The sequence below is a fragment of the Cellulosimicrobium arenosum genome (assembly GCF_014837295.1).
Lineage (GTDB): Bacteria > Actinomycetota > Actinomycetes > Actinomycetales > Cellulomonadaceae > Cellulosimicrobium > Cellulosimicrobium arenosum.
Map to the genome: position 1 here is coordinate 215,774 of NZ_JACYHB010000002.1, position 23,435 is coordinate 239,208.

At 66.9% G+C, this 23,435-nt stretch carries 21 protein-coding genes; 10 read left to right on the plus strand and 11 right to left on the minus strand.

Annotated elements, in window-relative coordinates:
- Positions 1 to 76 precede the first annotated feature (76 nt).
- Genes IF651_RS03905 through IF651_RS03915 form a run of 3 tightly spaced genes read right to left on the minus strand, consistent with a single transcriptional unit; the run spans position 77 to position 2,784 of the window.
- Positions 77 to 322, minus strand: coding sequence for an acylphosphatase (locus tag IF651_RS03905; protein ID WP_191827766.1), 246 nt, complete (start codon positions 320 to 322; stop codon positions 77 to 79).
- Positions 319 to 795: a dsRBD fold-containing protein gene (locus IF651_RS03910; RefSeq protein ID WP_191827767.1), complete on the minus strand. Its 477-nt coding sequence runs from the start codon at positions 793 to 795 to the stop codon at positions 319 to 321. Before IF651_RS03910 ends, IF651_RS03905 begins: the two co-directional genes overlap by 4 nt.
- 57 nt (positions 796 to 852) lie before the next feature.
- Complete coding sequence (locus tag IF651_RS03915) at positions 853 to 2,784, minus strand: thioredoxin domain-containing protein (RefSeq protein ID WP_191827768.1); 1,932 nt, start codon at positions 2,782 to 2,784, stop codon at positions 853 to 855.
- Between the two features lie 125 nt (positions 2,785 to 2,909).
- Between IF651_RS03915 and IF651_RS03920 the strand changes: the two genes are divergently transcribed.
- The 4 genes from IF651_RS03920 to IF651_RS03935 all read left to right on the plus strand — a co-directional run bounded on the left by IF651_RS03920 (position 2,910) and on the right by IF651_RS03935 (position 6,837).
- A complete protein-coding gene (locus tag IF651_RS03920) occupies positions 2,910 to 3,698 on the plus strand; it encodes a hypothetical protein (protein WP_206715112.1) in 789 nt (262 codons plus the stop codon).
- A gap of 105 nt (positions 3,699 to 3,803) precedes the next feature.
- Complete coding sequence (istA, locus tag IF651_RS03925) at positions 3,804 to 5,321, plus strand: IS21 family transposase (protein WP_422110441.1); 1,518 nt, start codon at positions 3,804 to 3,806, stop codon at positions 5,319 to 5,321.
- Positions 5,318 to 6,106, plus strand: coding sequence for an IS21-like element helper ATPase IstB (gene istB / locus IF651_RS03930; protein ID WP_191827769.1), 789 nt, complete (start codon positions 5,318 to 5,320; stop codon positions 6,104 to 6,106). The genes istA and istB overlap by 4 nt, the downstream gene beginning before the upstream one ends.
- Before the next feature lie 50 nt (positions 6,107 to 6,156).
- Positions 6,157 to 6,837, plus strand: a complete 681-nt coding sequence (locus tag IF651_RS03935; protein WP_206715115.1) for a site-specific integrase — start codon at positions 6,157 to 6,159, stop codon at positions 6,835 to 6,837.
- A gap of 39 nt (positions 6,838 to 6,876) precedes the next feature.
- On the opposite strand, the gene IF651_RS03940 is transcribed toward IF651_RS03935, so the two are convergent.
- The 6 genes from IF651_RS03940 to IF651_RS03965 are packed head-to-tail and all read right to left on the minus strand — an operon-like array spanning position 6,877 to position 15,774.
- Positions 6,877 to 8,193 (minus strand): DUF6414 family protein, encoded by a 1,317-nt coding sequence (locus IF651_RS03940; protein WP_191827770.1) that lies wholly within the window; start codon positions 8,191 to 8,193, stop codon positions 6,877 to 6,879.
- 34 nt (positions 8,194 to 8,227) lie between these two features.
- The gene (locus IF651_RS03945) at positions 8,228 to 9,457 is read right to left on the minus strand and encodes an AAA family ATPase (RefSeq protein WP_191827771.1); all 1,230 of its coding nucleotides are present in this window, start codon (positions 9,455 to 9,457) and stop codon (positions 8,228 to 8,230) included.
- Positions 9,454 to 9,783: a M48 metallopeptidase family protein gene (locus IF651_RS03950; RefSeq protein ID WP_191827772.1), complete on the minus strand. Its 330-nt coding sequence runs from the start codon at positions 9,781 to 9,783 to the stop codon at positions 9,454 to 9,456. Before IF651_RS03950 ends, IF651_RS03945 begins: the two co-directional genes overlap by 4 nt.
- Positions 9,783 to 12,728: a type I restriction endonuclease subunit R gene (locus IF651_RS03955; RefSeq protein WP_191827773.1), complete on the minus strand. Its 2,946-nt coding sequence runs from the start codon at positions 12,726 to 12,728 to the stop codon at positions 9,783 to 9,785. The genes IF651_RS03950 and IF651_RS03955 overlap by 1 nt, the downstream gene beginning before the upstream one ends.
- On the minus strand, positions 12,725 to 13,936 hold the full coding sequence (locus tag IF651_RS03960) for a restriction endonuclease subunit S (RefSeq protein WP_191827774.1): 1,212 nt from the start codon (positions 13,934 to 13,936) through the stop codon (positions 12,725 to 12,727). Before IF651_RS03960 ends, IF651_RS03955 begins: the two co-directional genes overlap by 4 nt.
- Entirely contained in the window at positions 13,933 to 15,774 is a 1,842-nt protein-coding gene (locus IF651_RS03965) for an N-6 DNA methylase (RefSeq protein ID WP_191827775.1), read from the minus strand. The genes IF651_RS03960 and IF651_RS03965 overlap by 4 nt, the downstream gene beginning before the upstream one ends.
- A gap of 55 nt (positions 15,775 to 15,829) precedes the next feature.
- Here IF651_RS03965 and IF651_RS03970 point away from each other — a divergent pair, with 55 nt between their 5' ends.
- From IF651_RS03970 to IF651_RS17365, 3 genes are all read left to right on the plus strand, one after another.
- Complete coding sequence (locus IF651_RS03970; RefSeq protein WP_191827776.1) at positions 15,830 to 16,903, plus strand: DUF3644 domain-containing protein; 1,074 nt, start codon at positions 15,830 to 15,832, stop codon at positions 16,901 to 16,903.
- A 254-nt stretch (positions 16,904 to 17,157) separates the two neighbouring features.
- Entirely contained in the window at positions 17,158 to 18,258 is a 1,101-nt protein-coding gene (mobF, locus tag IF651_RS17360) for a MobF family relaxase (protein ID WP_206715123.1), read from the plus strand.
- Positions 18,259 to 18,322: 64 nt separating this feature from the next.
- On the plus strand, positions 18,323 to 19,672 hold the full coding sequence (locus tag IF651_RS17365) for an AAA family ATPase (RefSeq protein WP_206715125.1): 1,350 nt from the start codon (positions 18,323 to 18,325) through the stop codon (positions 19,670 to 19,672).
- 37 nt (positions 19,673 to 19,709) lie between these two features.
- On the opposite strand, the gene IF651_RS03980 is transcribed toward IF651_RS17365, so the two are convergent.
- On the minus strand, positions 19,710 to 20,651 hold the full coding sequence (locus IF651_RS03980) for a helix-turn-helix domain-containing protein (RefSeq protein WP_191827777.1): 942 nt from the start codon (positions 20,649 to 20,651) through the stop codon (positions 19,710 to 19,712).
- 106 nt (positions 20,652 to 20,757) lie between these two features.
- Here IF651_RS03980 and IF651_RS03985 point away from each other — a divergent pair, with 106 nt between their 5' ends.
- The 3 genes from IF651_RS03985 to IF651_RS03995 are packed head-to-tail and all read left to right on the plus strand — an operon-like array spanning position 20,758 to position 22,193.
- Complete coding sequence (locus IF651_RS03985; RefSeq protein WP_191827778.1) at positions 20,758 to 21,006, plus strand: helix-turn-helix domain-containing protein; 249 nt, start codon at positions 20,758 to 20,760, stop codon at positions 21,004 to 21,006.
- A 3-nt stretch (positions 21,007 to 21,009) separates the two neighbouring features.
- Positions 21,010 to 21,318: a hypothetical protein gene (locus IF651_RS03990; protein WP_191827779.1), complete on the plus strand. Its 309-nt coding sequence runs from the start codon at positions 21,010 to 21,012 to the stop codon at positions 21,316 to 21,318.
- Positions 21,319 to 21,377: 59 nt separating this feature from the next.
- Positions 21,378 to 22,193, plus strand: a complete 816-nt coding sequence (locus tag IF651_RS03995) for an OST-HTH/LOTUS domain-containing protein (RefSeq protein ID WP_191827780.1) — start codon at positions 21,378 to 21,380, stop codon at positions 22,191 to 22,193.
- Between the two features lie 296 nt (positions 22,194 to 22,489).
- On the opposite strand, the gene IF651_RS04000 is transcribed toward IF651_RS03995, so the two are convergent.
- Positions 22,490 to 22,690: a hypothetical protein gene (locus tag IF651_RS04000; protein WP_191827781.1), complete on the minus strand. Its 201-nt coding sequence runs from the start codon at positions 22,688 to 22,690 to the stop codon at positions 22,490 to 22,492.
- Positions 22,691 to 23,435: the final 745 nt, after the last annotated feature.

The window sequence follows — 23,435 nt, forward strand, 5'->3', positions numbered from 1 at the left end:
CCGACGCTCCGGTCGTCCCGACGGCCTCGCCGTGACACCTGGAGGGAGGGCGCGACGGGGCCCCTGATGCGACGCGTCAGGCGCGCGGCACCACGTCCACGCGCGTCACGCGACCCGGAGTGCCACCGCCACGCAGCCACGAGACGAGCCGGGCGAGGTCGGCACCCGCCCCCGTCGCGACGACCTCGACGGTGCCGTCCGTGCGGTTCGTCGCCGACCCGTCCAGACCGAGCTCCGCGAGCCTGCCCCGCGTCGCCCACCGGAACCCCACGCCCTGGACGTGCCCGTGCACCACGGCCCGCACCTCGTCCGGCACCGTCACAGGCGCACGTGCACGGACGCGCCGGTCGAGGCCGCGATGTCCGTCTCGGCGTCGTCGAGCAGGTGGTCGGCCAGACGGCGCAGCGCTCGGCCGACCGCGATCTCGTCGCCGATCAGCGGGACGTCCGCGTCCTGCGGCGCGAGCCGGGCCCGCCCGACCGCGTGCACGTGCTCGCTCGTGTCCGCGACGAGCACCGCCTCTGCCGTCGTCCGGCCGGCAGACTCCACGACGCTCACCTGCACCCGCCACACCTTCGTCGTGTCCTCCCCCGGCACCGGCGGTAGTCCCGGTGCCGCCTCGACGTAGCTGTCCGCGCCCGGATAGGCGAGCGTGCGCTCGCCGGTGTCGGACCACTCCACGAGGTACGGCGGCGAACCGTCGTCGTGCCGCAGCTCCACCACCACCCCGTCGCGCACGGCACCGCCCACGACGCCCGACACCGTGACGATCCTGTCTCCGACCGCTGCCCTCATGGCTCCTCCTCCGCGTCCTCCCATGATGCGACCCGGCACGCGGCACCGCACGCGTGGTCAGGCGGAGAGCTGTGCGCGCAGCTCCCGCGGGTCGTGCGCCGGCAGCAGGCACACGAAGTCCGCGCACAGGTAGGCGCCCGGCCCGCGCCCCGCGAGGACCTCGGCGCCGTCCCCGGCGAGGGATGCCGCGTCGTCGGGCGAGACCGCGAGCAGCAGCTCGGCCGGGTGGTACCGGTCCCGTGCCACGGCGAGCAGGCCCGCGCGGTCGGGCTCGTCCGCGACGACCACGAGCTGACGCGCCGGTTCTGCGAGCGCGACCGCCACGCGCAGCACCCCGCCCGACGCCAGCGGGCGTGCGCTCGCGCCGGGCGTCCTCGCCACGTGGGCGCGCGCCGCCGCGAGGTAGCGCGGCTCTCCCGTGACGAGATGGGCCGTCAGCGCGGCGCGGGCCGTGGCGCTCGGGCCCGAGGGCACGGCCCCTTCCGACGGCTCGGCGGCCGCCCCGGCGTCCAGGCCGAGCTCCACCAGGAGCGGGTCGATGCCGCCCGGCGCGCGCAGGTGCCCGTCGTCGGACACGGCCGCCGCGACGAGGTGCAGCCCCGCGCGCACGTAGGCGGCCTCCGCGGTGGTGCCGCCCAGGGTGAGCAGGCCCGTGGCGAGCATGCCGAGGTCCTCGAGCGTCGCGACGGCGTCCGACACCCGGCCGTCCACCGACGCCCGGGCGAGCGAACCGTCGGCGCGCACGTGGGTGGCGAGCAGATGGTCGGCGGCCGCGCACGCCGCGGTGGTGAGCGCGGGCAGGTCGAGGTGGTGGCCCGCCCGGGCGAGGGCCTCGATCGCGAGACCGTTCCACCCGGTCAGGGCCTTCGCGTCGAGCGGCGGCGGCTCCAGCTCGGCGCGACCCGCGGGCGGCAGCAGGTAGTACCCACCCTCGACGCGTCGCCCCTCGATCGTGGACTCGGAGTCCTGGCCGCTCGCGAACGCGCCGCCCGGCAGGCGCAGGGACCGCACGAGGAACTGCCCGACGCCGGCCGCGACGTCGGCGGCCGACGTGCCGTCCTCCCCGCCGTCGGGCCCGGGACGCGCGACGGGGCCTGCTTCTGCGCGGCGCAGCACCGCGAGCGTCGTGTACGCCGACAGGAGCTGGGCGTTGTCGTAGAGCATCCGCTCGTAGTGCGGCTCGGACCAGTCCGGCCGCGTCGCGTAGCGGAAGAACCCGCCGTCCGCGTCGCGCAGCGGGCTCGCCGCCATCGCGTCGAGCGTCGTGCCCGCCAGCTCGAGCGCCCGCGCCGCGTCCGCCGGGTCCACGACCGACGACGCCGCGACGTCGAGCAGCATCTCGAGCGCCGGCACGACCGGGAACTTCGGGGCGCCGCCGAACCCGCCGTGGACGCGGTCCCGCGTCGCCTCGACCCGGTCGAGCACCTCGCGCACGTCGATCCCGGGGGTCGTGCCGTCGCCTCCGCCCGGACCGGCCGCGCCGCTGCCCGCGCTCTCGCGCAACGCGTCCTTGATCGTCGCCCCCGTCTCGAGGACCTGCTCGCGGCGCAGCTCCCACGCCTGCGCGACCGCGTCCAGCACGTCCCGGAACGCCGGGTGCCCGTGGACGGGGGCGGGCGGCCAGTACGTCCCGGCGTAGAACGGCGCGCCGTCGGGCGCGGTGAAGACCGTCAGCGGCCACCCGAGCTGCTGGGTGAAGGCGCTCGCCGCCGCCATGAGGCTCGCGTCGACGTCGGGGTGCTCCTCGCGATCGACCTTCACCGCCACGAACCGCTCGCGCAGCGCCTCGCCGACCTCCGGGTCGGCGAAGCTCTCGCGCGCCATGACGTGGCACCAGTGGCAGGCGGCGTACCCGACGGACAGCAGAACTGGTGCATCACGGCGCTTCGCCTCAGCGAACGCTTCGGGTCCCCATTCCCACCAATCCACCGGATTCTCTGCGTGTTGGAGCAGATATGGGCTCGTTGCCGAGGCGAGGCGGTTGGCCATTCCTGTAACTCCTAACGAGTGGCACGTGCATCAATTTTCCTTGAGTGATGCACGAGAGTGATGCATTATGGATCTGCGCCGGGCTTCTCCGCAGGCCCGGTGTCACCAGCCTAGGAGGCGGTCTCGTGGCCACACGCCCTCAACCGAAGCTGCTCGCGCAGGGCAAGCAGCGCCTGCTCGGCGGCGCGACACGTGGTTGGCGGGTGCGGCTCTACGCCCCCGGCGCGGGCAGCAACAAGTACCAGGTCTACTTCCGGGCTCCTGCTGGCGAGGGCGAGCCTTGGAAGCGCGTGCTGCGACGGGCGAGCTCCGAGGAAGAGGCGCGCAAGATCTTCGCGCAAGCGGAGGCCGCGCTCGACACCGAGTCGGAGACGCCGGCGGGCGCCGACATCCGGGCCTCCAGGACGATCCGGATGCTCGGTGAGGAGTACATCGCCGACAGCATCGAGCGAGGCAAGCAGCCCCGGACGATGGAGGGGCGCGAGTCCCGACTCAACGCCCACATCCTGCCGACGATCGGCGACGTGCCGGTGACGAAGTGGCGTGTCGAGCACAGCCGTCGTGTGATGGAGAAGGGCAGCAAGACGCTCTTCTCCCAGCGCGGCCGCGAAGACCTGCGCGGCCAGCTCGCCGCGATGCGCAAGCTTGCCTGGCGCCTAGGCTGGCTCGACCGGAGCATCGACCCACTGGACGGCTTGGAGATCGGGCGCGCCAACGTGTTGCACGGCGCGACGGCGCAGTACGTCGACCCGCGCCTGCGTCCCGAGACCCGCCAGGTGCGGGCCATGGCTGATGCGGCCGACAAGCTCTGCGGCCCGGATGGCACCGATCCACTGATGACTGAGTGTGGTCACCTGATCTGGCCCCACTTGGAGCTGATTTCTTCACGAATCTCGGCCCCGGCTGGGCGGTGATCTCGCGGGCGGGTGGGACCGCGTGTCGTCACGAATTTTGGCCCCACCCCCGGTTCAGATCTTCTCGACGACGTTGTCGGGGAGGTCGGGATGGTCAGGTCCAGGGTGGAGCTGTTCGAGGAGATTCGTGTTGATCATCGCCGTGAGGGGCTCTCGATCCGAGAACTTGCTGAGCGGCACGGGGTGCATCGGCGCACGGTCCGGCAGGCGTTGGCGTCACCGATGCCGCCGCCGCGCAAGGAGTACGCGCCGCGGGGCAGGCCGGCGATCGATCGGTATCGGGACGTGATCGATGCCTGGCTGACCGGCGACCGGGACGTGCCGGCCAAGCAGCGGCACACGGCCCGGCGGGTGTGGCAACGGCTGGTTGCCGAGCATGGCGCGCAGGTCTCGGAGGTGACGGTCTCGCGGTATGTCGCGGCCCGGCGCCGTGAGCTGGGCCTGGACAAGGTGGAGGTGTTCGTCCCGCAGGCCCACGAGGCGGGCGCGGAGGCCGAGGTCGACTTCGGCGAGTTCCATGTCCGGTTGCGTGGGCAGGACCTGAAGGTCTGGATGTTCGCGATGCGGCTGTCGGCCTCGGGTCGGGCGTTCCACTACGCGTTCACCAACCAGGCCCAAGAGGCGTTCCTCGAGGGGCACGTGCGCGCGCTCGCGCACTTCGGCGGGGTGCCGGCCCGGATCCGGTACGACAACCTCAAGCCCGCGGTCGTGCGGATCCGGCGGGGCCGTGACCGGGTGGAGAACGACCGGTTCGCCGCGCTGCGCAGCCACTACGGGTTCGCCTCGTTCTTCTGCGTCCCAGGCAAGGACGGCGCGCACGAGAAGGGCGGCATCGAGGGCGAGATCGGCCGATTCCGCCGCCACCTGGTGCCAGTGCCCCACGTCGCCACGCTGGGCGAGCTGAACGAGCTAGTCGCGGCCGGCGACCTGGCCGACGACGCCCGGGTCGTCACCGGGCACAAGGCGACGATCGGCGTGGAGTTCACCGCCGAACGTGTGATGCTGGCGCCGCTGTCAGGTGAGGCGTTCGACGCCGCGACGATCCTGAGCGCGAAGGTCGACTCCCGTGCTCGGGTGTGCGTGCGTCAGGCGTACTACTCGGTCCCGATCCGGTACGTGGCCCGGCGGCTGACGGTGCGCCTCGGAGCGACCAGCGTCGAGGTCCTCGATGGCGCGAAGAGCGTCGCACGGCACGAGCGGGCCACCGCGAAGTACGTCGACGTCCTCGACCTGGACCACTACCTGGAGATCCTCGCCCGCAAGCCCGGGGCGCTACCCGGCGCGACGGCGCTCGCCCAGGCGAAGGCGGCCGGGTTGTTCAGCGGCACCCATCAGGACTATTGGGACGCCGCCCGCACCAAGCGCGGGGACGGGCCCGGCACCCGGGACCTGATCGAGGTCCTCCTGGCCCACCGCACCCTGCCACGGGCCGCGCTGATCGCCGCGATGCGCACCGCCGTCACCAGCGGCGTGCTGGAGGCGGCCTCGGTGATCATCGACGCCCGTCGCGGCGCCGAGCCGCCGGTCGCGCCGGTCATCGCAATCGATGCCCTGGCCCGCTACGACCGCCAGCCACCCACCCTAGACGGCTACGACGCCCTGCTCACCGGGAATGACCGATGACCGGCAACGATGCCGCCCTGGCCGCGATCAACGTCGCCACCAAGGACCTGTACCTGTCGACCGTGCGCGCCGAGGCCCAGCCCCTCGCAGCCGCCGCGTTGCGTGAGCAGCGATCCCACCTGGCCTATCTCGCCGACGTCCTTGCCGCCGAAGTCGACGCCCGCACCGAACGCCGCCGCCAGCGACGGGTCAAGGAGGCCAAGTTCCCCCGCACCAAGCGCCTCGCCGACTTCGACACCACCTGCTCGCCGATCGACGGCGCGACCCTAGCCACCCTGGCCACCGGGGCCTACCTAGAGGCCGGCCAGCCCGTCGTCCTGCTCGGCGACTCCGGCACCGGCAAGACCCACCTGCTCATCGCCCTGGGCACCGCGGCCTGCGAGATGGGCAAGGCCGTGCGCTACACCACCTGCGCGAACCTCATCAACGAACTCGTCGAGGCCGCCGACGACCGCCAACTCGCCCGCACCGTCGCCCGCTACGGACGCCTGGACCTGCTCCTGCTCGACGAGCTCGGCTACGTCCACGCCGACCCCCGAGGCGCCGAGCTCCTCTTCCAGATCATGACCGAACGCGAAGAGAAAGCCTCGATCGCGATCGCGACGAACCTGCCCTTCAGCGAGTGGGGCACCGTTTTCCCCGACCCGAGACTCGTGGCCGCGATCGTCGACCGCGTGACCTTCAACGCCCACATCCTGCAGACCGGCACCGAGTCATACCGCCTACGCACCTCCAAGCGGCGATCCGCGGCCGTCAACCCAACCAGGCGGGGCCAGAATTCGTGACGGCAAGTGGGGCCAGAACACTTGACTACACGCAGATGACACGCCTCCCGATGCTCGGGACGAAGATCCGCGTGGCGGGTTTCGGCGGCCTCCGCCTCGGCGAGCAGAACGCGCTCCGCGCGATCGACGTGTTCTTCGATCGCGGCTATGTCCACGTCAACGGCTCGTGGATCACCCCGCGCGGCCAAGCCGGGTTCCGCGGCCCGGTGAAGAACCACACGCTCCACGAGGTGCCGCTGCCCAAGTCGCTGATGCACGACGAACTCCTCCCCCGCGTCAAGGAGCTGCTCGACCTGCCCGCGAAGGCGTCGCTCCAACAGGTCATCAACGCGCAAGAGGCCGAGCGCCAGCGCCGGGCATCGCTAGCTGCGCGCGCGAAGGACAAAGGCCTCGCCTGGTGGAACTACCCGGTGCCGCCTGAGGACGAGCTCTGGCTCTTCGTCGACACCGCCACCGGCCTGCCCGTGAAGCCCGAGATGCACAACGAGCGCTGGCACCGCGTCCGCGCTTGGGTCGAGGAGAACGACCCCGGCAACGCCTGGCCGCGCACGATCGTCTACCGCAACCTCCGCCACCACGCCGCGACCAAGTGGTTCCACGACGAGCTCGGCGAGCCCTGGGAGGTCGTGGCCCAGTACCTCGGCGACAAACTCACTACCGTCCTCAACCACTACGTCCGCGCCGGCGAGGACGCCCTCCGAGACTCGGTCGACAAGCTCGCCAGGCGATGAGGCCTTCCGCTACGAGGAGATCGCATCGCGCCAAACTTGTCACCAGTAGATGGCAACGACCTCGACGTCGATCAGCTTGGCTACGTCGGTATCAGCAGGGGCGTCCGCGACGTGCTCAGGCGTGCTGTCGGCCGTTGCGACTATAGAACCGCCCGGCAGGACGGGCAGACCAGCGAGCTGCCGTGCAATCCGGCGGGCATCAAGGTCTTGTTCGGGTGTCGGCGCGCTGTCTGGGTTTCCGGCAACGATGAGTTCGCGCACTGCAGCGAACGCCTGCCGCTGCGCGCTAGGCGATGCTTCGTCAGAGGCTCGCGCGGCAATCTCGATGAGCTCGACCGCCGCTGATGGCCGGAGGCCCTGGTTGGTCATCGAAGCGATCTGATCTGCATAGGCTGCGAGCGCCCGCACAAGGGCGGGGTGCGAGTGCCCCGAAGCAAGTCCATCAAGTCCCGTGGTGCCCGCCTTGCTCAGCGTGTCGATCTGCTCCACCAGGCTTGGGGCGACGTCGCCAAACAGGTGAGCGACCTTGACTGGGGTCCAGGTTTCGTGGAGGCCCGGCCGCGCGACCCGGCACAAGAGCTTGAACTGGCCCGACGAGAACAGAACGCGCCGGATGTCCTTCCAGTAGCCGATGTGCTCCGTAACGCCGACGATTTCGAGCGGGCGAACGGGGACGCCGAGTTCACTTGCAGTGCTGGACCGGACGACGTACTCATGCCCGTCTACGGTGGCCACGACGTAGTTGCATGCAGTTGCCCTGATGGGGATCAGCCCGGCGAGGAGGCGATCGAGGACCTTCTTAACGGGTTCGATCTCATCGAGCATGGCGAGCCCTGCAGGGCCCGCCATCTGCGGGTACTCGGCGGCCATGGCGGAGAACTCCGACACCATCGTCCCGAGTTTGAACACCGGGTCAACTTCAAGGACGACCTCTAGTTCGATCAGCTGTCCACGCAGCAAGTCTTCGCCACGCCACCCGCGGTGTCCGCCATCTTCGGTGGCACTGTCGACTGGAATAGACACTGGACCGACCGCGTCGTCGCGCAGTGCGATCGGCAGCTTGGCGTCATCGCGTAGCTCGTTGAACAGGGTCTGGACCACTGCCTTGCGAGAACTTTCGACCGAACTTGAGTTCGCGGTCTGATAACGAGTTGCGCTCTCGGCCTTCGCGGCGACGGCGTCTACCGATGCCTTTGCTGAGATCTCGGCCTGTTCGGATACGGACCTGCCGCTCGTAACATGCTCAGGAATCGTGTCCCGCTGGGACACGAGCAGACTCGTCAGGCTGACCTCATCGAGGTACACGAACTCGCGAAGAGGGCGGGCAGTATCGATGACCTTCTTCGCTCGCTTCACTCGCCTTCGATCCCGAAAGCGACGCCACCAATCGTTAAGCGCCATTGGAGGCTCCCTTCGCTTCTCGCACCGGCCGCCGAGCTACTCGCTCGAACGCCTGAGCAACGTCTTCATCAACGATCGCCGTGCGGCCATCGCCGGCCGCCAAGAGGGCTGCCTCCGTCCAGAGCGACGCAAGCCGTGCCGCAGACCACCCGTCGCTGGCAGCCGCCACCACCTCCAGCCCGAGCACTCCCTCGGTCTTCATCTGGCCAGCGCCGAGTTGCAGGATCTCCAGTCGGTCTTCAGCGGTTGGCATGCCAAACGCGATTTCCCAGTCAAACCGCCCCGGTCGTAGGAGTGCCTCGTCAACGCTCTCGATGCGGTTGGTGGCCGCGATCACGATGAGGTTCGAGCCGCCCTGATCGAAGCCATCGAGCTCTGTCAGGAGCTGGGCAACGAGTCGCCTGGACGCCTCGTGGGATTCCTCGGTGCGGCGCTCGGCGATGCTGTCGATCTCGTCGAAGAAGATGATTGCGCTGTCCTTCTTGGCCGCTGCGCGGAAGATCCGTCGGATTGCTTGCTCGCTGTCGCCGACCCACTTGCTCACGATGGAGGGCCCGCTGATCAGGTAGAAGGAAGCGCCGGACTCGTGGGCGATCACGCGCGCGAGATGGGTCTTGCCGGTTCCGGGAGGGCCCGTGAAGATGATCCCCTTCACAGGGCGGGCACCGATGGCCGACAACTGCTCGCGGTTCTTCAGTTGGGTCTCGATCAGTTCAACGGCACGCTGGCGAACCTCGTGGTAGCCAGCGAACGAGGCGAACGTTGGGCCGTCAGCGCCAGCAGGGACCAGATACTCGTCAATGCTGTCGTCTCCGACGCCCTCATCTCGGTACCTGACCGGACCCTGATCGAAGACCCGCAGCACGCCATCGACTTCGCTGAACTGAACCGTGTTTCCGACGGCGACCTCGACAGAAGGTTCACCGGGCACGAACCGAATCCCAGCGCCGTACTCGATCAGAAGCCCGTCATCGAGAATCTTTCGGATGATTGCAACCTCGGGAATCTCCGGCCAGGCACTCTCAGGAACTACCTCCCATCTGTCCTCACTCACGAAGACAACGGAGCCCCTCCGAAGGTCGGCCAGTTGTCCCAGCGAGAATCTGGCAGTGCCGCCGTTCGAAGTGCGGCCTAGGAACGCCTCGCCCCCATCGAGCACCTCGAGCACCTTGATCAGATGCCCGTCCCAACGCCCCTCGACGTTGCCCGCCTCGCTCACTTGCGCACCTCCCTCACTGGACTTGATGCCTCCAGCTCTCGCCAGCTTGGGACGAGAGCGGTCATCATCGCCGTGAAGGCCTTGCCGTGGGAGCGATAGCGCAGGTGCAGGAGCTCATGGACAACGACGTAGTCCTGGAACCCCTCAGGCATATCGACGAGATCTCCGGCCAGGGTGACGACGCCGTCAGGAGCGCACGAACCCCACTTGGTCTCCAGCTCAGCGATCACCACTCGGGTGGGGTTCACGCGGATCTTCGCCGCCCAGGCCATCGCCTTGCGGGTGAGCACCTGGTCAGCGGTCAGGATCATCCTGGGGCGTGCCATCAGACCTTCTCCAACACGTTCATGACGTTCTCGATGATCTCGTTGCATGCCTTCGCAGGAACCTTGTTGTCCAGCAGCGGCTTGTAGAGGCCACTGCGGAGGCGGCGGCGCTCGTCGGCGTTCTGCTTCCAGTGAGGGAACTGATCGACCGCAACCTCGATGGTGGTCGCGATGTGCTGGATGTCGACCTTGAGTCCACTCAATGCGGGCTCTGCGCTCAGAGCCGAGTAGACGCCAAAGGCGCGACCGGACAGTCCAGCCTGCTTCGCGAACTCGCGCAGCCGATCTTTCTCCTCGGCGATGGCCTTGAGTTCGTCGAGAGCCGCCAGACCGCTGACCTTGCGCTCTTCGAGGTTCTCGATGACGCGGTCTGCCTTGTCCTTGATGCTCTGAAGCACGACTGCAGCAGCGGGGTTGTCCTCCATTTCCTTCCGCAGGCCACGCAGGAGGTTGTAGACCTTCTCCTCCGGCGGGCCATCGTCCTTGCCGAGCGCCTCCAAGGTGTCCACATCGAAGGTGGCGACCTTGGTGAATCGCCCGAGTCCATCCTGCGTAGCGCTCTCTTCAATCAGCCGCTTGGTCTTGTGCTCCAGGTCGGCGGTGAAGCCGCCCGCGTCGGAGTAGGCGTTTCGCACGGCGGCGTACAGCACGGAGAGCCGCTTGTACGTCGCGATGTGGTCGCGCAGCTCTGCCGACGGCGACAGGACCTCCCACAGCGACTCGATGTCGCGGTAGGCGTCGAAGAACTCCTTGCGCGCTTCCTCGGTAAGGAACTTGCCGTAGACGAGGCTCTCCAACTGCTCATCTGCGCCCTGACTGCTCTCCACCTGGAGGTACTCGGTCGAGGCGGTGCCGATCTTGACCAGTAAGTCGGCCATCAGGACGTCGAGGTCTTCCAACGCGCCCTCGACATCGGCCGAGTCGAAGCGCAAGGCCTTGTGCAGCTCCTTGAGGATGCCGACGAAGTCGACGACGAGTCCGAGCTTCTTCTGCACACCGTCGCCGTCGACGTAGGGGCGATTCACGCGCGCAAGCGCCTGGAGCAGCACGTGGTCGCGCATCGGCTTGTCTAGGTACATCGCGTATAGCACGGGTGCGTCGTAGCCGGTAAGCAGCTTGTCGGTGACGATGAGGATCTTGGGCTGCTGGTCTGCCTTCTTGAACTGGCGGCGCACTTCCTTCTCGCGGTCGTCCGAGACTTGGAGTTCGTGGACGTCCGGCCGCTCGATGACGTCGTTGGCGTTCTTGCTGTAAACAACCTCGGACCACTCGGGTGGCAGCAGGTCATCGAGGGCGCGCTTGTACTTGGCGCACGTCTCCCGGTCGACGGCAACAAGGAAGGCCTTGTACCCCAACGGGTCGACGTTCTCTCGGAAGTGGTTGGCGACGAACCCGGCCACCTGCTTCACGCGGCTGTCTGCCCCGAGGAAGGTGCGCAGGCCGACAGCCCGCTGGAGCACCTTGTTGAGCTCCTCAATGTCGGTGACGTCCTCGTCATTGGCGAGTGCGTAGAACTGTTCGTCGAGATCCTCGGGCTCCATCGACATTGTCGAGGGAGCGAGCATGTACTTGATCGGCAACGTCGTCTCGTCGTCGATGGACTCGATGATCGAGTACTTGTGCAGGTAGCCGTTCTCATCCTGCGCGCCGAAGATCTGGAACGACCCGGAGGCGCCGCCTCGTGTCCCGCCAACCGGTGTGCCGGTGAAGCCGATGATCGTAGAGTTGGGCACGGCCGCCATCAGGTAGGAGCCGAGGTCGGCAGCGACCGATCGGTGAGCTTCGTCGATGAAGACGAAGATGTTGTCCCGGTCAGAGCTGTCCTTCCGGATCGTCTCGAACTTGTGGATCATCGAGACCACGAGCCCGCGGAAGTCTGAGTCGAAGATGTCCTGCAGATCGTCCCTGCTGTTGGCGCGCCGGACCGGGATGTCATTGGCCTGCATGTCACCAAGGAGCCTGTCGACCCATTCCTTGAGCTGGCCCTCCAGCTCCGTACGGTCGACGACCAGGATGACGGTCGCGTTCTTGAAGCGGTCCTTCTGGCTCAGGATCAACTGAGCCGCGGTCAGCAAGGTGAAGGTCTTGCCCGAGCCCTGGGTGTGCCAGATCAGCCCGCGGTTCTTCGTCGAGTCGGCGCAGCGTTCGACAACGGCGTCGACAGCCCCGCGCTGGTGCTCGCGGAGGACGGACTTTCGGGTCTCACCATCCTCAACATAGAAGAGCACCCACTCCCGCAGCGTGCGCAGGAACTCATGCGGCTCGAAGAATGCCTGAACCGCGTCGCGGTAGGACTCATCACTCGTGTGCTTCCACTTGAAAAGCATCCGGCGATTGACGTTCCAGGTAACGCCGTACCAGTAGTCGATCAGGTGGGTCTCGTTGTGGAGCTGCGCCTGGGTGAGGAGTTCGGGCGTCTCCTTCTCGTAGCGACGAAGTTGCGTAACCGCCTTCGTCAGGGCGTCGCGATCCTTCGGGTTCTTGTGCTCGACGATGGTCACCGGGATGCCATTGACGACGAACATGACATCGGCGCGGTTGCCCTTTGCGCGTGCGGGCGGCTCGAGCTTCCACTCCCATGTGACCTGTAGCGCGTTCTGATCCGGGAAGGCGTAGTCGACGACCTGCACTGGTCGTCGTCGCTGCTCGTTCTCGTCGTTCCACTGTCGTTCTCCGCGCAGCCATCGCAGCACCTCGCGGTTGCCCTCGATCGTCGCCGGGAGCGCCTCGATGCTCTCGACGATGGCACGTGCCTGATCCTCGGTCAGCCACGAGTTGAACTCTCGCAGCTTGTCCTCCAGCACCTCGGGGAACAGCATGTTCGCCCGACCGCGCCGCATCCCCTCGGCTTCTTCGGGCGTGAGCTGCTCCCAACCGACAGCTGAGGCGTGCTTGACCATCGGGAACTGCACCGACTTGGCCTCGGAGATCTTGATCTGACTCATGCGGCGCTTCCCTCAGTCGTCCGCAGAGCGCTCAGGTCGAGATGCTCCACCGAAACTTCGCCGTTCATCAGCTTGTTCAACAGGGACTTGAAGAGCTGGTCGAGCACCTCACGCTTGCGACGGCGCAGGTCGATCTTCCGATCGAGGGCGTCCAGCAGGTCAACGATCTCTTGCTGCTCATCGATCGTGGGCGGCACCGGTACGCCGATCTTGCGAACGATGTCTAGGTTGAGGTTCTGCTGCTGGCCACCGTGCGCGAGCGATCTGATCGCTTCGTACTGCGACGTCAAGTGGTGGTAGAGGTAGCTAGGAAGGACGCCGTCATCGACCGGGGTCATCGCCGCACAGGCCTGGTTACAGGCTGCTTCGATACCCAGAATCCCGACCTTCCCGCGGGTTACGCCTTGCCCGTACATGGCCATCAGCAACGTGCCCGGCCGGAGCATCTTCGCGGCAGACCCATCGAGACCGGCCTGTGTGATGTGCTCTTCCGTCTCGGTGATGACGGCGTAATTCACCTCGGTCGTCTTGACCCACGGGATCGTGCCACTGACCCAGTACGAGGGGGTGCTGCGCGATGGCGTACCGCCAGAAGCGACCGAGAAGTGCTTGTCGATAGTGGCCAACTCCCAACCTTCGGGGATCGGGCCAATCTCGGTCTCCTTCTGCGCCTCCCCGCGTAGCCCTCGCGAGAATAACTGGCGCATCGCCGCAGCCTTCGCCTGCTTTAGCAACGCAACCAGTTCGTCTTGGATTAGCAGCGCACGCTCGACGCGACTCAGGAGAGCTGCAATCGACCGCTGAACTGCCCCGTCCCCTGGATACGAGAAGGTCTTCTCCTTGAGAAGGGTGAAGTGACGGTTGTAGCCCCGAGAGGGCAGGTCGATCGCGCGGCAGGCGTAGAAGAAGAACAAGGGGTCGATCTCGTCGACGGGGCGAAGCAATTGGGTGCCGTCAGCTCCTCGGGCGAAGGGCCGGTCGAGGTGTTTGAAGGTCCGGCTGTGATCACCAAACACGATCAGCGGCAAGGGGGCGTCAATGACCGCGTCAAGGGAATCCGTCCATCCCGCGATTGGCGTCTGCCCTTGGTCCACGATCGGATAGGCGCCTTCGTGCTTGTAGTCCTTCGTCTGAATCTTCGACTTCCCAGCGACCGACACCGGAACGATGGACTCTCCGACTGTCGCCGTCTTCCACCCTGCGCTCATGGCTGGGCACCAGTCACAGCGAGCGGTCGCAGGAGCTCCAGCAACTCCGTGGTGAGTTTGGCGTCCTCAGTCGTCAACTCATCAAGTTGCGCCAGCAGCTCCGGAAGCTCAGCGTGAGCCGCCGCATCGCTTTGAAGTACCCATTTGCTCGGGCTGAGGTTGTAGTCCGCTTCTGCGGCCTGCTGGAGGTCGATGACTGCGACCTCGCCCTCTCCAGACTCGCCCGAGTTGAAGAGCCTCGCGAGATCGGCGACGTCCTCGGCAGCGAGGTGATTCTTGGGCTTGCCCTTCGTGAAGCGCTTGCTGGCATTGACGAGCGTGATCTTGCCCTTCTTGGACGCGGGCTTGCGCTTGTTGAGCACCACGATCACGCCCGCCGCGGTGGTGTTGTAGAAGAGGTTGTCCGGCATGAGGATGACGCCCTCAATGAGGTCCTGGTCGACGAACCACTTGCGGATGTTGCGTTCCTTGTCCTCGTTCTTCGAGCCGGAGCCGCGAGTGACAGCGCCGGTGTCGAGAACCACGGCGGCACGCCCTCCGTCCTTGAGGACCGAAAGGGTGTGCTGCAGCCAGGCCCAGTCACCCTTGCCTGAAGTCGCCCCGCCATTCTTGATGAAACGGTCGTAGGGGTCGTCCTCGAAGATGCTGGCGCCAAAGGGCTGGTTCCACATCGGATTGGCGACAATGAGGTCGAACTGGTCGAGTGAGCCCGAGGGCGTACGGAATTTCGGGTTGATCATGGTGTCGCCCCGTCGGAGGTCGACGTCCATGTCGTGGATGATTGCGTTCATCCGCGCGACCGCATAACTCTCGGCTTGGAGTTCCTGCCCGTAGAGCTTCAACGGCACCTTCGCGGTCGGATCGAGCTCGTTGGCGACGAGCTGGAGCTTGATAAGGAGCCCGGCCGATCCGCAGGCGTAGTCATGGCAGGTCTGGCCGGGCTTCGGGCGCAAGATACGGGCCATAAGGAATCCGACCTCGGTCGGCGTGAAGAACTCACCGGCGCTCTGGCCGGAACCCTCGGCGAACTTGCGGAGGAGGTATTCGTAGGCACGACCGAGGAAGTCCGGTTGCACATCAGCGAGGCCGAGTCGGTAGCGCGGATCCGAGAAGGTCTCGACGACACCGTTGAGCTTGGCAGGGTTGATGTCTCGCTCGCCGTTGCGCTCGGCCGCGAAGTCGACGACGTCGATGACGCCTGCCAGCGTCGGGTTGTAGCGGACGACCGCACGTACCGCCTTGGTCAGGTGCTCTCCGATGTCGCGGGGGCGGGTCGTGCGACCGCGCTCGTCGTCCGGCCAGTCGTACTGGGCGCGGCCGCTGATGACTGCCCATCGAGACTCGGGCGGGAGGTAGAAGCGGAGGAGACTGTGGTCGTTGTCGGCGATCTCGACGGCGACCTCGCGGTCGCCGTACTCCTCGGCGAGGCGGTCGATCTCGTCGTCGAAGACATCGGATAGGCGCTTCAGGAACAACAGGGGGAGCAGGTAGTCCTTGAACTTAGGTGCGTCCTTCTCGCCACGTATTGAGCAGGCCGCGTCCCAGAGCATCTGCTCCATCGGCTTGGTGGTCGGCGGCCCCGACTTGGCCTGACGGCCACGACGACGGGTCACAACCGCGCCGCCCGTGATCGGGGCATCGCCGAGGTCGACGCCGGCCTCTTCGGCCAGTGCAGTGATCTTGGCCAGTTGGGCCCTCTGCGGCTTGTTGGCTCCGCCCTCCCACCTGTTGACCGTCGCGAACGAGACGCCGAGGCGCTGAGCCAACTCCGCCTGGGTCAGGTCAAGCGCAGCACGGATGGCCTGGAGGACCGGCGAAACCATCGCGACTTCTGTCATGTCTGTTATATTTGCACATTGACATAGCAATGCGCAACGGATGGAGGAGCAACGGATGAGTCGGCCCCCCGCATGGAGTCACACGCTCGACGAGGCTCGCCGCCAGGCTCTGGTAGCGATCGACTTCTACAACCGCCCCGGAGATCGGCGCAGCTTCGTCGACTTCATCGTTCACATACACCTGGCTTGGCAGAACCTCCTCCATGCCGACCGCACCAGGCGCAATGAAACGGTCTTCTACCGCGAGAAGACCGGGCGGAGGCGGTACGAGCGAAATCCAGACGGGTCGAAGAAGACGTGGGATCTTGCCCGATGCCTCAAGGCGGAGTTCAAAGACAACGACCCGGTCCGCTTCAACATCGAGTTCTTCATCGGCCTCCGAAACCAGATCGAGCACCGCTTCCAGGACTACGTGCTCGCGGTAACCGCTCCGGAGGCCCACGCCTGCATCATCAACTTCGAGGCTGAGCTCACGCGGCGGTTCGGGGCCAGCGAGTCTCTCGGATCTGAGTTGAAGTTCCCAATCTTCGTCCAGTCGCTGACGCCCGCAGGTGTTGATCGACACAAGGCCATGCGGCGCGGTGTTCCACAGGCAGTCACGAACTACATCACCGAGTTCCAGAAGGCCGTTCCGGACGACGTCCGTGGCGACGAGCGCTTCGCGTATCGCCTTCTCCTCATACCGATGCAGGGACCAAAGACCGAAGCTGACCTCGCGCTGAACTTCGTGCGGCAGGACTCACTCAGCGAGGAGGAGCTGAAGGACCTTGTGGGCAAGGAAGGGAGCGTCATCGTCGCAGAGAAGTTTCGTGACGCGGTCCACGGCGACGAGATGTTGCCGAAGGCCGCAACGAGAGCCGTCGCGGCCCGGATCGACTTCGTCTTCACGTTGCACGACTTCACGACGCTGCGTAAGGCATGGGAGATCGGCCCGGCCAAGAGCGGCTCCAAGGCACAGATGAGGAAGTCGTCTGGCTACTGCGTCTACGCCCCGGCCTTCTCGCAATTCGTGTACCGACCGAAGTTGGTCGACCGCATGGTCGATACCCTCGATACCGCGGAGAAGTACGAGGCGACCCTCGGGCGCGCGCCCAGGAGGAACCGGGCCGCTCAGAGCTTCGCGTCCTGATCGTTTTCCCCTGCCCGTCCCCCGACGCACCCTTTTGTTCTCCCGCTGCAGCTCCACCATCGCCTCCCCTAGCACCCATCTCTAATCATCGCTGGCTCACCGATCCACTCTCCTGATCACCTGTTCTGTCCTCCCTTCTGAGCGGCACGCATGCTACGAAAGTTCGTAGCGGGACGGGCGCCAATGCACCGCCTGACCTGCGATTTCACGGTCATCGACGGTTGTTGAGAAAGGTGGTCCGCGTGCACGGCGGGATGAAGATCTACCGCGGCGCCGCCGCCGCTGCGCGCCACTACGTCGAGGCCGATCGCTCCCGGGCCGACCACTACTACCTCGCCGAAGGCAGCGGGGTCGCGATGCAGTTCGCGGCAACTCCGGACAGCGTCGAGCGGCGAGCCGATATGGACGGCGAGACGTACGAGCGATGGGTCGCCGGATACGACGTCGACACCCGGCTCACGAAGGGCAGGCTGCGGAAGGACGAGAAGGGCGTCCGGTTCGTTGAAGTCACGGTCAACGGGCCGAAGACCTGGTCGCTCGCGGCCGCGCTGCACCCCGAAATCGCCGGAGCGTACGACGCCGCCCAGATGGCGGCAGCTGAGGAGCTCATCGGCTGGCTCGCTTCTCACGCGACGACTCGGGTCGGGCCGCGGGATCGGCAGGTGCAGATCCCGGTGGAGCAGATCGAGGCGGCCGTCGTACGCCACTTCACATCGCGAGCCGGCGACCCGCACCGACACCTGCACCTCCAGGTCAACGCCCGGGTGTTCGCCGCCGGCAAGTGGCGAGGACTCCACACGGTCGGCGTGCGCGACAGCCTGGAGGCTATCAACGGGATCGGGCACGCCGCGGTGATGACGAACCAAGGATTCCGCGAGGCACTGGCACATCACGGGCTCACGCTCGACGCCGAGACCGGCGAGGTCGTCGAACTGGCGGCGTACACGGGAGCGTTCAGCGCACGGGCGAAGCAGATCGAGGCCAACATCGACACCTACGAGGCCGAGTGGCGCTCCGACCATCCCGGCGAGGAGCCCGGGCCGGCGCTGCGGCAGGCATGGGATCGGCGAGCGTGGGCCGACGCGCGGCCGGACAAGGTGGTGCCTACAAACGGTGAGGAACTGCGGCACCGCTGGATGGAGGAGTTGCACGAGCTCGGCTACGTCGCTCCGGCGCCAGGCGCTCCACTACCCGTGTTGCGGACGGGCGCCGTCGACCGCGACGGCGTCGTCGAGCTGGCTCTCGTCCGGCTGGGCTCGCGTCGCTCGGCGTGGAACGCGGCCGACGCCCAGGGTGGAGGTCGAGCGGATCATCGCGTCCGGCGGAGGCGTAGTCGACGGGGCCGTGCGCCGTGAGTTGGCAGAGGATCTGACCGCTCGCGTCGTCGCCGCATCACGCCCGCTACTCCCCCGATCGGACGTGCCCAAGCACGTGCGTTCGTTCACGTCGATCGACGTGCTGGCCGTCGAGCACGAGATCGTCGACCACCTTGCGACTCGTGCCGAGGCCAAGACGATCACCGTGATCGAGGGCGCGGCCGGGGTTGGCAAGACCGCCCGTCTCGCGGCAACCCGCGAGCGCGCGATCGCAGCCGGGCGTCGGATGGTCGTGGTGACCCCGACTCTCAAGGCGGCCCAGGTCGCAGAGGGCGCAATCGGCGCGGCGTCGTACTCCGCAGCCTCGCTGCTCCACCAGCACGGTTTCCGCTGGGACGAGGACGGTCGGTGGAGTCGAGTCGACTCCGCGCCCGACGTCAGCGCCCGACTACTTCGAGGCGACCTGCTCGTCGTCGACGAGGCGGGCATGGTCGACCAGGACACTGCCCGCGCGCTACTCCGCCTGGCCGACGAGACCCAGGCGCTCGTGATGCTGGTCGGCGACCGCCATCAACTCCCGGCCGTCGGCCGTGGCGGGGTCCTGGATCTGGCGATCAGGTACGCACCCGATCGGGTGCAACAGCTCGACGGCGTACGCCGCTTCAAGGACCCGCGCTATGCCGAGCTGTCACTCCAGATGCGGAGCGGTGCTCAGGCGGGCGAGGTGTTCGATGATCTCCTCGCCCGTGGCGAGATCGTCATCCACGCCAGCGACGTCGAGCGGACCCGCCGCCTTGCCGCTGAAGCCAGCGTCGGCAAGCTCGTCGTCGCCGACACCCGCGAGCAGGTGGGCCGGATCAACGCCTTCGCGCACCGGATCCGCAAGGCGACCGGTGAGGTCGACGAGCAGGTGCTGACCGCGGCGGGTGAACGGCTCGGCGTCGGCGACACCATCGCGACCCGGCGCAACGACCGCGATGCCAACGTCGCGAACCGCGAGTTGTGGTTCGTCGTCTCGTGCGATCGCGGCGCGCTCACCGTGAGGGGCGAGGCGGGGACTCGTGTGTTGCCGCCCGACTACGTGCGCCGCGATGTCGAGCTCGCCTACGCCACGACCGCCTATGGCGCGCAAGGCGCCACTGTCACCGAAAGCCATGTGCTGGTCGGCGAGCACAGCGGAGCCGCGTCGGCGTACGTCGGGATGACACGCGGCCGCGAGCGCAACGTCGCCCACATCGTCGCCGAGTCGATCGACGATGCGCGCAAGCAGTGGTGCGATGTCTTCGCTCGCGACCGCGCCGACCTCGGACCGGCTCACGCACGAGTGACGGCGACCGAGGCGATCGAGCGCTACGGACCGAAGACACCCAGGCGGCGGCCCGCGCCGCGCCCCCCTGCCGAGTTCGACTCCCGGCCCGCGGCATCACCCTCGGCACCCAGCATCGGATTCTGAGGTGCCGTCGAGGTGCCGTCGAGGCGCCGGATCGGGTTCAGCCCGTTCGCCACAGCCTGATCAGCTGCTCGCCGACCTCGAGCCTGTCGACGTACGGCTCGACCGTGACGCCGACGACGCAGCCCGGTCCGCTCGGCGTCAGCACAACGTTGTGGCCGTTGCCCAGGTCTGCCCAGCGCCGCGCGAACGCGACTCCGGCGTTCCAGGTTGCCGGGGCGGCGGGGTGCCGCGACGTTGCCAGCTGGGTGGCAAGCCGTTCGGCAACTTTGGCGACGGTCGCTGCCGGCTTCGTCTCATCGCCGTCCGCCGTCGGCTCCGGTGGACGCGGGTCGAAGCGCGTCCGGATGAACCGCACCCGCGGCTCCTTCGGACCCGGCGGCCTCGGTGGCACGGCTTCGCGTTCGCGGACCCACGCCTCACCCGTGAACGACTCGTCCCCTCGACCCAGGATCCGGACGGTGTCGGGATGGGTCGGTCCCCGCGCGATAACGATCGGCCACTTCCACGCCGCGCGGACCGCGTCCGGGAGTTCGAGCTCCTCCCACACGTCGACCAGAAGGGGGCCGTCGATCCAGCGGATCATCTCCTCAGGAGTCCCACCGCGCAGGAGTTGCTCGTAGACGCCCTTGCGCTGCTTGCGGTCGTGCAGGTCCCACTGCCGGACCGGCCCGTCGCCCACGAGGTCGGCGAACTCCAGGATCGCGAAGCAGTCGGGCGTCTCCACGTTCCAGAGCGTGTTCGGCACCCAGAACTTCCCCACGCCGGGCGCCTCGTGCTCGACCCAGTCGATGAGCCGTCGCAGGTTGAGGTCGTATCCCGCGGCCTCAAGGATCCGTCCGGCGACCTTGATTGTCGGGGACTTCAGGCCCCGCTCGTACGCCGACATCGTCGCCTGCGACGTACCGGATCTGGCGGCGAGCTCGGCCTGCGTCAGACCGCTGGCTCGTCGTGCGACTTCGATCAGGTACGCCCGATCCATCCCTCGACGATATCCGATCGAATGTATTCGGCGCTCTGTGCGGCACGGCCCGCACACCTACCTGTCGCCCACGATCCTCGCGGGCCAACGCCTGACAGGAGGAACCATGAACAGCAACACCCATGACGTCCCCTTCCACGCTCGCCACGACGACGAGCTCCTCACGCTCGATGACGTCGCCGAGATCCTGCGGACACCGGTCAACACCGTGCGCTGGTGGCGCCAGGAGGGCACTGGTCCGGAGTTCTTCAAGATCGGCCGGCGCCTCTACACGACCGTCGGCGACCTGCGGACCTTCATCCGCACCCAGCGCCTCGCCTCCCAGCCCCTGCTCGGCAAGCCGACGGCGGTGTGAGCCATGCACTGGCCGCCGGATGCCTCGGACGAGACCGACCCGCGGCACGTCTTCCTCGACGCGCACGACGTGATGGCGCGCTACGGCTGGGGCAAGACGAAGGGCTATCAGAACCTCAAGGACCGCGACCTGGTGCCGCCGCCCGTGATGACCCACCCGGACCGGTGGCGCCTCGACCAGCTGCTGGCGTTGGAGGAAAAGCGCATGGTGCTGGCCGAAGCCGCGTCGGAAGTCCTCATCGCACCCGCGCGGGAGGAGGTCGGGATAGCCGACCTTCTCCCGCAGGCCAAGCACCGACGGCGTGCCGGATAGAGCCTGTCAATCACCGCTCACTGCAGCGGCGTCGGCCGTGTGCTGCCAGAATGTGGGTCGTGCCAGACGAGAAGACCCCACCGCCGACGACCGATGCGTCGACGCTCGACACGTTTCGAGCGTTGGTGACGAGCGCGTTCGAGGCCGCGCGTGAGTCGGGACGGTCGGACTGGCAAGTGATGACCGTCGGCGTCCTGAAGAATCGGATTCTCCAGGCAACGGCCCGAGAGTTCGACGAACGTTCCTTCGGAGCCGCGTCCTTCAGTGGCTTGTTGCGCCAAGTACCTGATCTCGTCGAGCTTGATGACACCGCTCGCCCACCTGTGGCAAGGCTTCTTGCCCCGTCGTCTTCTGCCACACCGGCTGGAAGTGTCGTTGGAAGCGGTCGACTACGACCGGACCTCTGGGACGCCGTTCTCGACTACTCCTCTGGAGAGGTCTATGTGTGGGATGGCCTTCAGGCTGTCAAAGTCGCCCCTGGCGAGGCTACTGGCAGACCGCAGATGCCCACGATCAAGGCCGAAGTGATGGCCGACTGGCGACGCGGCTTCGCCAAGGCTCATCCCGATCGAGACCTCGCCGAGTGGGTAGAGCGCGGCCTCGGAACGATGGCGCTTCCGCCTGACCTGCGGCGGCCCTGGAACCTGACGCTCAAGTCCAAGGTCGTGGACATCCTTGCGCCCTGGTTCGAGCAACAGGGTCTGTCACTGCCTGCGAATGCGTCCTCCGACGCAAGTACTCGACCGTCGGCCAAGGAGAGCCAGGAGGCCGAGGAGTTGAGGCGATTCCTCCTGCGCTGTGTCGCGGTCATGAAGCCAGGCGAACTCAAGGCTATGCAAGTACCAGCCTCGGTTGCGCTTCGGGCGAAGATGTGACCCGGCGGGGGCAAGGAACGAGCACCGCCGCGCCCGAACCGCTCGGCCCGAGAGTCTGGCTCGTGTTGCATCCAACTGACAGCGGCTACGAGAAAAATCTGCGCACCACGCTCAGCCGTCGTGCATCTCAGCTCGGCATGGACCTCGTCACGCGACGGTCGAGTCGACGACGGATGACTGCCGATGGGAACGGAACGCGCCCGATCAACATCTTGGAGCCGGCGGACGCAGGCGAGCTGTACCGAGATCTGAGCCTTCGGAAGTGTTACGTACTCAGCAGGGGCGCGGTCTTCGTGCTACACGATCCGCGACGTGACCCGCCGACGAAACACGATTGTCTGCCGCTCCCGCAGTTCGTCCAATACAAGGCCGCCTTCCGAACCCTTGAGGACGGGCGTGACCCTGCCGCCGATCTCGATGATCTGATGGCGCTTGAAGGACCGTCCGACTGCTCCGACCATCACGACCCGCGCGTGCTCCCACTGCATGTCTTCCACAAGGACGCCGTCTTAAGACCTCTCGTCGAGGAATCGGGGCGCCAGGCCTTCCGCGCGACTTATGGGAACGGGGGCAACTGGCTGTCCCCTTCAACTGGGACCTGGACGCCGGCGGCACCAGGAGTGAGACACGGCCGACCGGATGCCTCGGGCAACCTGCTTCGCGTGTGGGACTACGTCGTGCCACCAGGCTTTCATTGGGACACCAGCGCAGGTCGCAAGCGACGGACCGTGATCGCCGCTTCGAGCGTGTGGCGGGTAGAGCCAAGGGGCTACGTGAACGTCTACCCGAACGCACATGTCAGGGCCGGCGCCAGAGCCAACGAGCTTTGGCAGGCGAAGCGCTAAATGCGAATGCCCCGGCATAACCGGGGCATTCAAGCTCATGAGGCGAGCACTCTGGTCCAACAGGGATTCGTGACCACCGATGCGACCGGCGCAAACTCGAAACCATCGTTTCGGGGCTCGCTATACACGCCGATCTTGTCGGAGGGATCCTCCTCTGTGGTTGCTTGTTCTCGTTAGCTAGACGAGTCCAAGCCTCCTAGCATCTCCGCCAGGATCGGATCCATACTATCGCCGCGACGCTCCGGGCGCCAAGTGATCCCGTGGGCCTGACCACCCGGAGCACGACTCGGGGCTTCGGGGCCCGCGCGGGTGATGCACGAGAGTGATGCACGAAGCCCTGGAATCGGTGTCCAACGGCAACATTCGCCGATAGCGAGCGAACCGAGACTAGGCCCCT